Annotated in this window: 15 protein-coding genes; 5 read left to right on the forward strand and 10 right to left on the reverse strand. The window is 46.7% G+C overall.

The genetic code is table 11. The features are described from left to right. Positions 1-22 precede the first annotated feature (22 nt). Together ACLJXE_RS18170 and ACLJXE_RS18175 are read right to left on the reverse strand one after the other, a co-directional pair. A complete protein-coding gene (locus ACLJXE_RS18170) occupies positions 23-343 on the reverse strand; it encodes a hypothetical protein (protein WP_019211386.1) in 321 nt (106 codons plus the stop codon). Between the two features lie 244 nt (positions 344-587). Next, entirely contained in the window at positions 588-2,099 is a 1,512-nt protein-coding gene (locus ACLJXE_RS18175) for an SH3 domain-containing protein (protein WP_410751610.1), read from the reverse strand. A 309-nt stretch (positions 2,100-2,408) separates the two neighbouring features. On the opposite strand from ACLJXE_RS18175, the gene ACLJXE_RS18180 reads away from it, so the two are divergent. Continuing rightward, positions 2,409-3,320 (forward strand): helix-turn-helix transcriptional regulator, encoded by a 912-nt coding sequence (locus ACLJXE_RS18180; protein WP_181632391.1) that lies wholly within the window; start codon positions 2,409-2,411, stop codon positions 3,318-3,320. Continuing rightward, positions 3,313-3,747, forward strand: coding sequence for a hypothetical protein (locus ACLJXE_RS18185; protein ID WP_023568223.1), 435 nt, complete (start codon positions 3,313-3,315; stop codon positions 3,745-3,747). The genes ACLJXE_RS18180 and ACLJXE_RS18185 overlap by 8 nt, the downstream gene beginning before the upstream one ends. Positions 3,748-3,811: 64 nt before the next feature. Here ACLJXE_RS18185 and ACLJXE_RS18190 read toward each other — a convergent pair whose 3' ends face one another. The 7 genes from ACLJXE_RS18190 to ACLJXE_RS18220 form a co-directional block, all read right to left on the reverse strand. Continuing rightward, positions 3,812-4,204, reverse strand: a complete 393-nt coding sequence (locus ACLJXE_RS18190) for a hypothetical protein (RefSeq protein WP_100777937.1) — start codon at positions 4,202-4,204, stop codon at positions 3,812-3,814. A gap of 62 nt (positions 4,205-4,266) precedes the next feature. Continuing rightward, positions 4,267-4,593, reverse strand: a complete 327-nt coding sequence (locus tag ACLJXE_RS18195; RefSeq protein ID WP_100777936.1) for a hypothetical protein — start codon at positions 4,591-4,593, stop codon at positions 4,267-4,269. 93 nt (positions 4,594-4,686) lie between these two features. Then, positions 4,687-4,917, reverse strand: a complete 231-nt coding sequence (locus ACLJXE_RS18200) for a DeoR family transcriptional regulator (RefSeq protein ID WP_077871180.1) — start codon at positions 4,915-4,917, stop codon at positions 4,687-4,689. Beyond that, on the reverse strand, positions 4,905-5,396 hold the full coding sequence (locus ACLJXE_RS18205) for a lecithin retinol acyltransferase family protein (protein WP_072016559.1): 492 nt from the start codon (positions 5,394-5,396) through the stop codon (positions 4,905-4,907). Before ACLJXE_RS18205 ends, ACLJXE_RS18200 begins: the two co-directional genes overlap by 13 nt. A 12-nt stretch (positions 5,397-5,408) precedes the next feature. Continuing rightward, positions 5,409-5,840 (reverse strand): DUF2787 family protein, encoded by a 432-nt coding sequence (locus ACLJXE_RS18210; protein WP_249358922.1) that lies wholly within the window; start codon positions 5,838-5,840, stop codon positions 5,409-5,411. A 94-nt stretch (positions 5,841-5,934) separates the two neighbouring features. Continuing rightward, positions 5,935-6,372, reverse strand: a complete 438-nt coding sequence (locus tag ACLJXE_RS18215; RefSeq protein WP_410751611.1) for a hypothetical protein — start codon at positions 6,370-6,372, stop codon at positions 5,935-5,937. 3 nt (positions 6,373-6,375) lie between these two features. Continuing rightward, positions 6,376-6,750 carry a hypothetical protein gene (locus ACLJXE_RS18220; protein ID WP_410751612.1) on the reverse strand — a complete coding sequence of 125 codons (375 nt, stop codon included), beginning with the start codon at positions 6,748-6,750 and terminating at the stop codon, positions 6,376-6,378. A 74-nt stretch (positions 6,751-6,824) separates the two neighbouring features. Here ACLJXE_RS18220 and ACLJXE_RS18225 point away from each other — a divergent pair, with 74 nt between their 5' ends. The 3 genes from ACLJXE_RS18225 (at position 6,825) to ACLJXE_RS18235 (ending at position 11,085) form a co-directional block, all read left to right on the forward strand. Further along, positions 6,825-8,045 carry a hypothetical protein gene (locus tag ACLJXE_RS18225; RefSeq protein ID WP_410751613.1) on the forward strand — a complete coding sequence of 407 codons (1,221 nt, stop codon included), beginning with the start codon at positions 6,825-6,827 and terminating at the stop codon, positions 8,043-8,045. A 309-nt stretch (positions 8,046-8,354) separates the two neighbouring features. Next, positions 8,355-9,221 (forward strand): tyrosine-type recombinase/integrase, encoded by an 867-nt coding sequence (locus ACLJXE_RS18230; protein ID WP_410751614.1) that lies wholly within the window; start codon positions 8,355-8,357, stop codon positions 9,219-9,221. Positions 9,222-9,312: 91 nt separating this feature from the next. Next, positions 9,313-11,085 (forward strand): DUF927 domain-containing protein, encoded by a 1,773-nt coding sequence (locus ACLJXE_RS18235; protein ID WP_410751615.1) that lies wholly within the window; start codon positions 9,313-9,315, stop codon positions 11,083-11,085. A gap of 59 nt (positions 11,086-11,144) precedes the next feature. Here the strand turns inward: ACLJXE_RS18235 and ACLJXE_RS18240 are convergent, their stop codons facing one another. Further along, entirely contained in the window at positions 11,145-12,341 is a 1,197-nt protein-coding gene (locus tag ACLJXE_RS18240) for a tyrosine-type recombinase/integrase (RefSeq protein WP_410751616.1), read from the reverse strand. Between the last annotated feature and the right edge of the window lie 147 nt (positions 12,342-12,488).

The raw sequence follows: 12,488 nt of genomic DNA on the forward strand, positions 1-12,488 counted from the left end.
ACCTTGATGCAGACAATAGAACTCAGCTGTACTGGCCCCAATCCCTATCAATTACCCATGCTGGACGCCATGAAACAAAGGAACTAGGTTCAAAATGATCGCCTGTATCAATCATATACTCGATACGTTCTTCCCTTAAAGGGAGGGTGTGATTAGTTTTATCGCTCTCAAAATCCCAAACCCAATATCGTGGGATCCCATCTTTGATTCTAGTTCCGGCAGCGTGATCCATTGGTGCACATACTCTTTCAATGTAACGCCCATCGTCTTCAGAGTAGAATCGTATTCTTAGTTTCTTTTTGGTATGTATAGCGTCTATGAACACATCATGCTGGTTGTGCATAACCCTTTCCTTACGTAGTCAATTAAAGATAAAACTCCTTAAAATACGTTACCTATCTTAGGGTTATCACAATTGTAGATCTGTGGTCAAACGCTCGAAAATGACACGATTCCTTGTTTCCATCTCGATAAATTTGTTGGTGCAGTATGGCAATCTGGTCGCGTATCAACGTGATGGGGTGTGGTATAGGTAATGATTTACATTATTGAGAGTGTCAACATTATCGACTGCACTCCTTCCAGAGCTATAGACCTAACCTCTTGGTATAACTTCTATTCACCCATCCGAACGTTTTTTCACCATGAAATATGACTTGAATATACAACCATTGTCTATTCGTAGAGTCAATTACTGCAATTGCTGTATTTTTATTTAAAGTCTCAATCACATCGGCGCTCATCGATGGTTTAGTTCTCATATTTACGTTGTCAGCGGTGATTAGTCGAAACTTATTTAGTTCTTTCCAGTTAATATCTGGGTTGGATGATATTATCTCTTTTTGGGTGATAGGATGCTCATTTAAAAGAGAGGACACATAGCTTTCTGTTTTATTAATTGCAATCAAGATATATTCCTTGCCAGCATCAGCTAAGATACTTAGTAAAACTTCACAAAGAATCCATGTGATTATTTGTTGAATAAATGGAGGGAGCGCATGGAATTGTTCAAAGATGGTTTTTTTATTACTTATTCTCGAAGAATTGGAGGTAACAACCTCGCTTAATTCTAACGCATCACCAATAACAGAATCATCCACATTCTGAATATTAATAATGCTCGCCATTTCCTTGCCAACAGGTGAATTACTCCAAGCTAAGGCGGCTGTTAGGAAAGAATTATCTATAAGCGTCTTGTTTGATGGATTGTAGCTTGAGAAAGTTACTACTTTTCTAGCCATTTCTTCCATGGTAGAGTTAAGTTTCCAACTTAACGAACTATGGTTGTTTGACGAATTTGATGTGTCAGCAATGGCTTTAGCCATTTTTCCAAGACCAGAATCGACGATAGTGCTAAATAAGTTACCATCTAAAAATGATGTGCTTTTCCTTATTTTTAACACATCAGTTATATTCACATTCTGTGATTCTAATGCTGAACTTAGCATGGTACTGATGTTTGGTATAGCAACAGAGTTCATTGCATCTGCAATCGTATTTCGTTGTAACTCAAGTGCATAACGAAGGGATTCGTTGATATTGGGCATAGCAACCGCTTTCATGGCCTCAGTTATCGCACTGTGCTGTGCCATATTAGCGCGTAGTGATTCACTTATACTCGGAATAGCAATAGCCTTCATAGCTTCGGTTATCGCACTATGTGATGTTAGAGCAGAACTCAGTGATTCGCTGATACTGGGCATAGCAACAGCCTTCATAGCCTCGGTCATTGCACTATGCGATGTCAGACTAGAACGCAATGATTCGCTAATGTTGGGCATAGCAACAGCCTTCATAGCCTCGGTCATTGCACTATGCGACGTCAAACTAGAACGCAATGATTCGCTAATGTTGGGCATAGCAACAGCCTTCATAGCCTCGGTTATTGCACTATGCGATGTCAGACCAGAACGCAATGATTCGCTGATGTTGGGCATAGCAACAGCCTTCATAGCCTCGGTTATTGCACTATGCGATGTCAGATTAGAATGCAGATTATCGCTGGTGCCTGGTATAGCAACGGCCTTCATAGTCTCAGTCATCACACGTTGTTTTTTTTCCGTTAGTTCGCGAATTCTGAAATTAGATTTATTTTTCATATTATTTTTCCCGTCTTTTTATCCTCCTAATATGCCATATTTTGAACTTAGTCTTCATTCCCTATGTGGGGGTTTTCACTGCAATCCTCACAGCCCTTTTGCAACTACCATTTTTATCGTCCCGCAGGCATACATCCCCCTGCTTTATATAGTGCGTTCATAAGTACAGGTTGAGTCCAATTTTAAACTTCATTATAAGTTATTGTTTTACAATGTATTTTGTTTTTGTGCATATTTGTTATGCACGGACTCATCCTGTCCGCTGCTCTGCTGATAATCCATTCCTGCTTCAGCAACCCGGATGCCTGAATGGATCGACACGACAAACTTGGATACCGACTTGGATTGATACTGACGCGCCTCAACAATGGTGAGTCACTGACCGTCAGGGGGCTTGCTGACGAATTTAACGTTTGTGAAAAAACAATACGGCGTGATCTGACCGAGCGTCTTGCTTACCTGAACCTGCTCCGACAAGGAAAGCAGTACCGCCTGCCTAAAGGGATTCTGGGGAAACGCAGCAACACGGATTTGCGCCGTTTTACCCGCATACTCGGTATCGAAGGGTTGTTCCCACGCTGGGAAGATCGCCTGCTGAACGTCCTCCTGGGGGATACCGAAAATAATCCCTTCCTGATCAAGCAACGCCCCTATGAGAATTGTGGTGCTTTCATGTCCACCCTGAATGCCATTTCTGGGGCGATTCAGGCATCCCAGAAGATTGCGTTTACTTATAAAAACAAGATGTTTTCGGCCACTGAACCTTATCGTGTCGTGAATGACAGAGGGCTCTGGTATCTGGCCGCCCGGCACGAAGGAACGTTGAAGAGTTTTGCAGTTTCCACGATAACGCATGTGCAGGTCAGCAATATGCGATTCAGCCCTGATCCCGTTGTCATTCAGCAGGTGGAACTTGCGGAAAGTATCTGGTATGGCGATGAACTCACCGAAGTACTGATCGCTGTCTCAGCCCGTGCGGCATCCTATTTCTCTCGCCGCAACCTTTATCCCGGTCAGGAAATTATCCATACAACACCAACCGGTGATTTGCTCGTTATTTCCCGTGTGGTGCATCCCCGGCAGATTATTCCTCTAATCAAATACTGGTTGCCTGAGGTGGAAGTCATTAAGCCAGCGTCCATCCGCAATCAGATTATTGACGACATGCGCAGTGCGCTCACTCGATATGATGAAATGAATGGAGAAACATCAGATGAATAACGAAACGACTTTATACGACGATAATGATGCGGAAAACGCTTTTGAGGCGCTCGCAGTGGACTTACTGAGCGGGTTGCTGGGGGCGCATGATAATGCGCAAAATGCCGAGCTGAAAGACTGGCTGGACAGTCCTTTCCCCGTTCAGCCAGAGGTTTTACTTAAACATGCCGAATTTATCTGTGAGCGATTTCAGGCGGGGGACGACAGCCACCTGCTGATGCACGGCATTGATGAACAACTGGCGGCAATGACGCTTTCCCGTAAGGAACGCTTCAGCCCTATGAATAAAGGAATGGTGGGATATTCTGCTCCTCGTGACCTGGAGAAAGTGAATGCGCTGCTGAAGGTCATTATCACCTGGTATGAGTGCGAAATCGTCCGGCTGAAGGTGAAGTATGGCGAAATCACGCCACCGGGCAAAAAATAAACCACACCAGCGAATCATTGATAAGGGAGAGCACAGCGCTCTCCCTTATGTTATTGATTGACTATCACAACTTGACTATGCCACTTTTTAGCGCCAGCCGGACACACTTGTTAGCTTCCTGCATAATGACATCGTGCGGATACATATTCATTGCACGATACCCGTCTGATTTTGCCATTTTTCCTTCCATGCCTGCATTATCCAGAATGGCTTTCCACGCATCGCGTATTTTCTTCGAGTCCTTTTCGCCCACGCCGCCGGAAAGCGTGCCAAACAGCTCCTTGTTGTTGTCGCCAATATTTTTGTATTCCTTTGCATCCGGGTCCAGCAGCATGGCCATTTGCGTTGACTGACGGGTGGCCTCATAGCAACGGCCCGCTGTTTCCAGTGAGATTTGAGCGGCGGATACTGAAGCAGATGCTGCCAGAATGAATGCGGTGAGAATGATGTTTTTCATTACATTAACCTGTGAAAAATGAAGAGGTTTGAATTCAGTTATTGATAGCGTCAGGCTGATGATTATTCATCGCCTTTGCGGTTGGCGGGTTTGCTGTAATAGCTGACGCACTTATCCGCGAAAGCAGCCTGCTGATAAGCCCGGGGCAGTTCATTTTCCAGAGCATCAGTGTTTTCATTAATGGACTCCTGGTCAACACCGTGGCGGGCCAGCTCGTTGTGCAGCCAGCTTTTGGTAAAGGCGATGTCACGTCCGCTGGACTCCATCAGGGTTTCATTACCTTTTAGCGCCAGATAACAGCTCACCCGGTTTTCAACCTGAACCAGCCCGGCATGAGCGCTGGCGAGCGGTATGAGCGAGATAAGCAGTGCAGTAAAAATCTTGTTCATGATGTTTTTCCTTAATTAACAAGCCATGCGGGATACCGCCGAATGAGCATATCGGGTGGGCTGGACAGGTTATGACCACAGGGGAAAGAATTTTCAGCGATGGATGAAGGCACGTCGAAGTGGTGCAGAGAGTCGCCAGCAACCCGGTGATGTGGGCTCCATGATGCAGCCCATGCGGGCAAGGTCACGGCGGGCCGTGCGGGGTGAAATCCCGAATAGTTGAGTGAGTACGCGGACAGAAAGCGTCTTTCCCTGACAGAGCAAAATGACGCAGTGGCAGAGGCGTTCGGCAAGTTTTTCAGCGCGGGCCATTAGTCCTCCCATACGCGCCAGGTATTGCCGCGTTGTAGCCGTTTCAGCTGGCGATGCAGGACCACGGCGTTATCCGGTCTTCCGGTCAGGCACTCCGCTGTGAAGCGGTGGCAGTTCTCCTTCAGCAGGTGATACTGACGTCTGGAGCCCAGCGCCCGTAATGCCCGACCGGCTGCGGCAATATTTCCCACGGGCAAGCGTCCCTGACAATCGGTATAGACCGACATGGCTGGGTTCAGGCCATTCAGTCTGGCCATAAACCCTTTGCGGTCGCTGCAAAGCACTTCACCATCACCGGACAGATGCACAATCCGGTTGTTGCCGGTGTAGATACCGCTGTGGGTAACATAGCCACCTGCCAGTTCGCACCAGACGATGCCGCCTCTTGCCGGTTCATCCACCGTGTCACGAATAACATTGTCGGTGAAGCTTTCCGCCAGACTGAACAGAGGCCGGTATATCACCAGCCGGGAAATGAGCGTGAACAGCATAAAGCCTCCTTATTAGTCCGGGGAAACGGTGACGGTGAATACATCCATCGCGCAGTACGCCACAAAATTGCCCTGCCAGAGCGTCCAGAACTCGCTCAGCTCATGGTTTAGCGGCAACTCCCCGATTAGGCAGTGCCAGGCATAGCGTTGAGACCAGCTGATATCGAATTCCTTTGCCAGCTCGGCCCAGACCCGACCCTGCCAGCTAAAGTCGGTGAGGTAATCCAGCTGCCATATTTCAGGCTGCTCGCTGCGGATGAGGCGGATTTCTACCGGATGCCAGCCACCGTTTTCAGCGCTGTACTCCGGGTCACGAAAGTTCAGCACGGCACCCTGACAAGTGTCAGGCAGTGGCGCGAGGTGTGTGGTTATCAGTGCGATAAACTCGCCACTCAGGGGAAGGTCAAGCGTGGGCTGATGCAGTGTGGGTGAACAAGGGGTCACAGATAATCTCCTTTATAGCAATATAAATTGGGTTGCCTTCGGCAGTGCAAAGGTCATGAGGGGGTTGGGTAAGGGCAAGGGGGATAAAAGGGGGTCAGGCAGAAGGGGAGAAGGTCAGCAGTTTTTCCAGCCGCTTTTCCCAGTCCGGGTAACAGCGATGGCTGAATGCCCCGCCTGAACCCTCTTCGGCGAGACAGATATCAGCGCAGCGAAGAATGGCGGCGAGGAAACCTGCATTGTTACGGCTGGTGCTGGTATACAGTGGTCGCAGAGCAGTGGAGGTGAAATCACCGGTTTCATGAGCTTTCAGAACGCCAGATATAGCACTCAGGGCAATCCATTCCCGGGAAAACAGACCGCCACTGTCGTTGGCAATAATGCGCAATCCCCGTTCCCCGTCCAGATTTTCAGTCATCTCCCAGTGCAGCAGGCCAGTGGAATGCGGATTAATCTTCTCGGCCTCGCCGGTAAGAACGCAGAGGTCATTCTGAGTTTCAGCATTAGAGGCTGGTGCGGATTTGGTCTTTTTCATCGGTTAATATCCTGAAGGTTGGGCCACAGCGATAAGTTCAGCGGCACCTGTAAAGGTCGCTGTCGACGGGAACAGCAGATAAAAGCCCTGCCCTGAATCACTGAGAATGGTCAGGGCAAGAAACAGCGAAGCATCCAGACGGATGACGTATTCGGCATTGCAGGCCAAATGGTGCAGATAGGTGGTCAGTTGTTCAGGAAGGTGCTCCTCCTCATCGGGGAGCAGATACAAAAGCTGGGTTTGAGTTTCCTCCCACAGCGCCGTTGCCGCAGTGAGGCTGTTGTCGGTGCATTCGGTGAGTTCGTTAACCAGCTGCAATTGCTGAACCGGTGACACGGGCAGGCAGAAAGCATCTGCCGGAGACTGTATAATGTGCATGGTAGTGTCCTGATAAATTAATGGGCACCAGAATAATATATATCTGACAATATTTTTATTTCGGTAGGGCATGAATGAGTAAGAATATAACGGTTAAAAACGTTCTTGAATGGATGGGTTGTGATAGAGATATACAGCTTTTTGAAGGGGTGACACTGAAAAATCTATGGAGAGTATTACATGCTCAGGAAAGCATATCCTCATTAAAGAAAATCAAGAAACGGGATTCAGTGCTTAGGGTATTTACTGATGAAAAATGTATACGTACTGTTATGAGATTCATGAACTCATTTGATGTTGACTCAAAAATGTCAGAAAAACATTATGGGAGCAATTATAACAGAAGCCTTCTGGGAAGTTACTCAAGACTTTATGACTCAAGCAGTGCTCCGGTTGAAGCATCATATGGGCGATATGTTACTGATATGATAGAAATGGTTGATGATATTATCAGCCAATTTGGCGAGCATTTACCACCCGATATCATTGATTTTGGATGCTATTTACATATGGATTCATTATCTTTTTTTAATAATGCATGTATGGATAACAAACAGTACTTTTCATTGCTTCGCTCAGAATCTTTTAATTCAGTGAGTCTTCTGAATGATGATTTATTGACGCAATTATCAAATCACTTTGAAAGTAGCATTAAAAAGTTGATGGATGAATTCTCTTCTGAAGAAAAGAGTTTGAAGGGTTTTTACTTCCTGAAATACCTTCTTCGCGAGAGCATTGATGACTCTTCCTATATTGCCATGAACTACACAGCGTCTGAGTATGATGAACCTGTCAGGTTTAGTGAGCGAAAAATTGCATTCGATATGGTCTTTGCATATGTTTTTTTTAAACTAATGCTCAAACAGATTTCGGCTAGCGAGGCAATGAATAACGTTGATACCCGTAAGTATGAGCTTTCCAGTCCTCTTCAGTATCTGATTGAAGATGACTTTGACATTCCATTTTCGCGAATCATTCGTTTGCAAAAAGAGTTAATGATTAAAGTTATCATGTATTGCACTCTGCTTAATATGTCAGCAGAGAAAAAAGGATCTTCAGGCATGACGGAGATCATTGAGAGAATGAGTGCCTACGCCGAATGGATTGATACTCACCCGTCAAGATTTGAAAGTAAAATCATTGCTATGGTTGAAGCATACAAAGTCAAAAAATGGGAGAAGGTTGGCCTGATGGATATGCTGTATAAGCATTCAGATCTTTATGAAAAAAACGTCATCAACATGAAGAATAAGAGAGAGGTAAAACGCTTTTTCGACTTCAGATATATGAAGTAACTGCTCGTGCCAGTCTGAACATTGCTGAGATGTAACGTCCATTTCAAAGCCCTGACAGGGGCCTTTTCCAGGGTATGTTGAGCAGAAATGCAGAGGCATATCCTTGTATTAATTCTACGGGTTGAAATTTTTCCTTTTTTATCATATAGATAATTTTTCGTATTGTAACGACCCCCTGTTAAAGCCCGACAGATTTGTCTACAGTTTTCCTCGTTGAACGGTTACCGGGTAGAACAGCCCGGTGAAGAATGGACCCTAAATGGAGATAAAATGTGAAGCAATCAAATTACACTGACGTGGCTGACAGAAGTGACCCTGGCTGAACTCTGCCATATATACCTTCAGCACACCAGAGGGTATAAAAAATCCAGCCATACGGATAGTTCTAAAATCTCTAATTATATTGTGCCACAGTTAGGTGACACAGAGATTGAAGATATTACGCGGCTACAGATTCAAAGCTATTTAAATGGTCTGACAAACCTTAAGAATTCAACCAAAAATAGACACTTAAATTTGGTTAAGGCTATATGTTCTTTCGCGGTTGAACATTGCTACATGGATAAATCTCCTGTGGCCGGAATGCGGACTTATAAAGAGCCTGCATCCTTTCGAAAAACACTTGAACCAGAAGAGTTTTCTTTATTAATTCGAGTCCTTAAGGAGGAAGTAGTTGCAGAGCCACGCGACACGCTGAGTCTTATTATGCTTCTGGCTTTTACTGGAATGCGTCTGGGGGAAGCACGGGCTGGATTGCTTGAAGATGTGAATTTTAAAAATAATACGCTTTTCTTGAGAGACAGTAAATCTGGAGACTCCAGGCTGGTGCCACTTTGCCGCGAAGCTAAGGAAATTTTACGTATGCAGCAGAATAAATATGGGGCGGCAGGTTTAATCTTTCGCTCAATCAATGGGGGAATGGTCAGTGAGCCACGCAGGTTAATGGCAAAACTCTGTGAGAAGGCAGGTATTCGTAAATGCCTGTTGCATGAGCTTAGATATACAGCTGGCTCAGCTATGTTGGCAGCGACTAAAAATATATATGCCGTCAAGGTATTTCTGGGGCATCGGAATATTAAAACGACTGAGCGGTACGTCGCATTCTTTAGTGGTCAGCAAAATGAAGATGTTGAAAAGGCGATGGCCCTGATGATGAAAGGCTGTTCGTCGCAGTAGTATATTTAGAATTAGTAAATATGAATTTTTTATTTCCTGTTAAGGGAAGGGCGTTCCACAACCTAAAATCAAACCTGATAAGGAATATATTATGTCAAACGTGAACAGCAAAGCAGCAGAATACATGTTACCGGAAGGTTTTATTGAAGAGAATGGTACCGTTTATTTTTGTCATGAAGATGACGATAAGAAAAAAATTGTGTCCAGCCAATCGCTCAAACCTGTGGCGAAAGCCTGTAACCGCACCCGCAACGGTAACTGGCAAATTATTCTGAAATGCACGAATCATAGCGGTGCTGAAGCTGACATAACTATTAGCCTGAAAAAGGCTAAAAAAAATGCTGATTCTGTCATCAGTCAGCTTGCCGGGAAGGGCGTCTTTGTCCAGGACAGCAAACTATTTCTGATGTTCCTGGAAAAGTCCTGTGAGCTGAATTTGCCACTCTTCCGCGTGGCTATAAGACCGGGTTTTCAGCCTGAGGAGCTGGTGTTCCAGTTTGGTCCATATCCCATTTTTGTTGCTGAACGAGAGGGGATACAGGATGTGATCCCGAATGAGGATATGGCGATTAATGATGCCATTGCTGTCTCGGGTTCGCTTAAGCAATGGCAGGAACAGATTGCTCAGAAGGTATGTGGTATGGCACCCAAATTGTCGATTCTGGTGGGGCTGAGTTCATCCCTCCTTCCTTTACTGGGCGAAAGTGGTGCAATTTTCCATCTGTGTGGTGACAGTTCTACGGGCAAAACTGCTGCGATCCAGGCTGGAGCCAGTGTGAATGGCCTTGCTGCTGAACCCGGAAGCGGTAGCCCGACCCAAATTCAGCGCTGGAACAGCACGTCAAACGGACTGGAATTGCTGATGGTAATGAATAACGGAACCACATTGTGCTTGGATGAGTTGGGTTCATTCACTGGCAAATTTTTTGCTGAAACGCTATATGACATTGTTTCCGGTGCAACGAAGTCAAGAATGGACGGCGAGACTCTGGGGATGGCCCGACAATCAACGTGGGTGCAGAACGTGCTTTCGACCGGCGAGTTAACCATTGTAGACAGAATTCGGCAGGAAAAGTCTCCTGTGATGGACGGCATGTTGCATCGCGCCTTGTCTATTCCTGTCACGGCAGAGGATTCCCGTGGCGTGAATGAAGATATTGATGCTGCCCGACAGCGCATTGGTGAGATAAAAACCAGCCTGCTGACCTGCCATGGTCGTGCTGGTTATGAATTCATTCGTTGTCTGACGGGCTTTGCCGATGAAGAGGGTAAGTATTTTGACTGGAAAGCGACCTCTGATTTTCTGAAAGCAGACCTGGATGTCATGCTTGATGAGATGAAACGACGTTTACATGCAGGCCTGATCACCCTTAATTCTGTTGAGTGCAGAGCTCTCCAGCGTTTTGCAATCCTTTATCTTGCGGGCGCTCTGGCATCAGAGTGGCAAATCCTGCCATGGGAAAAAGAAGAGATCGCTGATGTTGTTTATGTAGCTTTTAACCGCTGGTTGCAGAACTATCGTTCTGATGCGGGCCGTAAGCAGAACGTCCTGATTACCGTTCAGAACTTCATTGCAGTGAGCCGGTCAAAATTTTTTGATGCGAAAATGCCCTGTTTTGCGTCCCGTAAAACCGATACTGCCGGGTATATTCTAAATGACGGGAGCTATTTAATACTGCCGGACACACTTGAGAAACTTGGCATGAACTGGGGCTTGTCTGCGAAAAAACTGGCCCGCTTAATTGACGAAGAAGGTTATCTGACACGCCCGGAAGGCGATCGCCTGACGACACGCCGGACCATACAAAAAGTGAACGTGACCGGGTACTGCTTATCCGCTGAATTTGCCAAAGCCAGTTTCTGAATTCTTAGTCATTGATTCCACAGGCCGCCAGCACAGGCGGCCTTTCTCATGTCTGTTGATTAATCAGATGGCCCGGAAAATGCCAGTGCATTACCAATATGTTGCTCTATCAACTGGCCGGTCGCTTTCAGCCGCTGCGGATGCAGATGAGCATAACGCTGTGATGACTGAATGCTGCGGTGTCCGAGTTGGGCCTGGACGTCATATAAGGTGCCTCCACGTGAAACGATTAATGCTGCGACTGAATGGCGGCATGTGTGAATACAGACCTCCTCATCGTAGATGCCTGCCCGTCGGATAATGCGCCTAAAGGCTTTAGTGACATTGCAGACCGGTTTGCCCGGAATTTTGCCGCCAAACATCCATACATTGCCGCCGAAGCGGGGCAGCTCATCAATTAGCTTTACCGCCCAGTTGTTGAGATGAACCAGTCGCCCTGAGCCGTTCTTGGTTTCCGGTAGCCACAGCGTTCCCTGTTGCTTGTTGTAATGTACCCATTTTGCCAGCCTCAGCTCGTCACGCCGCAATCCGGTCAGCAGTAGTAAACGAATATAAATCCCGACTACACGGCTGTTGTCTTCACTGGCGGCCTCGAATATGCGCCGGATTTCCGTTTCCGAGAAATAACGCTGGCGGGCGTTATTTTCACGCAGAAGTGGGATGTTTGCCGCCGGGTTCACCGTCACCATCTCATGACGCAGTGACCATCTGAGGAGGGCCTTCAGCAGAGCAATCACCCGGTTATTGGTGGCGGGCTGACAGGTTTCGCAGAGTGATGACTGAAGATGGGTAACGTGACGGGGCGTGATTTCATTAAGCAGCAGATTTCCCATCACTGGGGCTATATGGTCGCGAAAGCGCTGCTCATCCTTATTCCAGCTCTTTTTATGCAGCCTCGCCCACGGGAAATAATACTGACTGAAGGCTTCCTGAAGGGTAGGAATGGCCCGGCATTTGTCACGCTCGTAACGCGGGTCAGTGCCGGTGGCTATCTGGCGTTTCATTTCAGTGGCAATCTTTCGGGCGGTCGTGACATCAATCTCTGGCCAGTGACCAATACTGATGGCGCGCTTGCGGCCCTGCCAGAGATAGCGTAAGAGAAATTTCTTTTTACCTTCGCCTTTGCCTACCAGACATTTGAGCCCGCTGATTTCGGTATCGCTATACTCGGCTTCACGGGAAGGGGCATCGGATTCATTAGGAGGCAGACCATCAATGAGGCGGTGAGTGAACTTAAAACGGCGTGGAGTGGACATGCAGAAGTCTCCTTATGCAGGGGTGATTAATACGTTAGTGAGGTCAGAAAGTGAGGCAGGGAGGGAAGAGTCCCGTGCCTCAGTGTGTTATGCGAACCGTGGCAGAAAAGACAGCATGGCTATGAACTGGCATTGCTGTTCATGAGG

Source organism: Citrobacter sp. U14242, assembly GCF_046555775.1.
Classification (GTDB): Bacteria; Pseudomonadota; Gammaproteobacteria; order Enterobacterales; family Enterobacteriaceae; genus Citrobacter.

Bases quoted from the DNA above. Each gene is read 5' to 3' on its own strand.
- ACLJXE_RS18170 (WP_019211386.1), bottom strand. From the start codon at position 343: ATGCACAACCAGCATGATGTGTTCATAGACGCTATACATACCAAAAAG.
- ACLJXE_RS18175 (WP_410751610.1), bottom strand. From the start codon at position 2,099: ATGAAAAATAAATCTAATTTCAGAATTCGCGAACTAACGGAAAAAAAA.
- ACLJXE_RS18180 (WP_181632391.1), top strand. From the start codon at position 2,409: ATGGATCGACACGACAAACTTGGATACCGACTTGGATTGATACTGACG.
- ACLJXE_RS18185 (WP_023568223.1), top strand. From the start codon at position 3,313: ATGAATAACGAAACGACTTTATACGACGATAATGATGCGGAAAACGCT.
- ACLJXE_RS18190 (WP_100777937.1), bottom strand. From the start codon at position 4,204: ATGAAAAACATCATTCTCACCGCATTCATTCTGGCAGCATCTGCTTCA.
- ACLJXE_RS18195 (WP_100777936.1), bottom strand. From the start codon at position 4,593: ATGAACAAGATTTTTACTGCACTGCTTATCTCGCTCATACCGCTCGCC.
- ACLJXE_RS18200 (WP_077871180.1), bottom strand. From the start codon at position 4,917: ATGGGAGGACTAATGGCCCGCGCTGAAAAACTTGCCGAACGCCTCTGC.
- ACLJXE_RS18205 (WP_072016559.1), bottom strand. From the start codon at position 5,396: ATGCTGTTCACGCTCATTTCCCGGCTGGTGATATACCGGCCTCTGTTC.
- ACLJXE_RS18215 (WP_410751611.1), bottom strand. From the start codon at position 6,372: ATGAAAAAGACCAAATCCGCACCAGCCTCTAATGCTGAAACTCAGAAT.
- ACLJXE_RS18220 (WP_410751612.1), bottom strand. From the start codon at position 6,750: ATGCACATTATACAGTCTCCGGCAGATGCTTTCTGCCTGCCCGTGTCA.
- ACLJXE_RS18225 (WP_410751613.1), top strand. From the start codon at position 6,825: ATGAGTAAGAATATAACGGTTAAAAACGTTCTTGAATGGATGGGTTGT.
- ACLJXE_RS18235 (WP_410751615.1), top strand. From the start codon at position 9,313: ATGTCAAACGTGAACAGCAAAGCAGCAGAATACATGTTACCGGAAGGT.
- ACLJXE_RS18240 (WP_410751616.1), bottom strand. From the start codon at position 12,341: ATGTCCACTCCACGCCGTTTTAAGTTCACTCACCGCCTCATTGATGGT.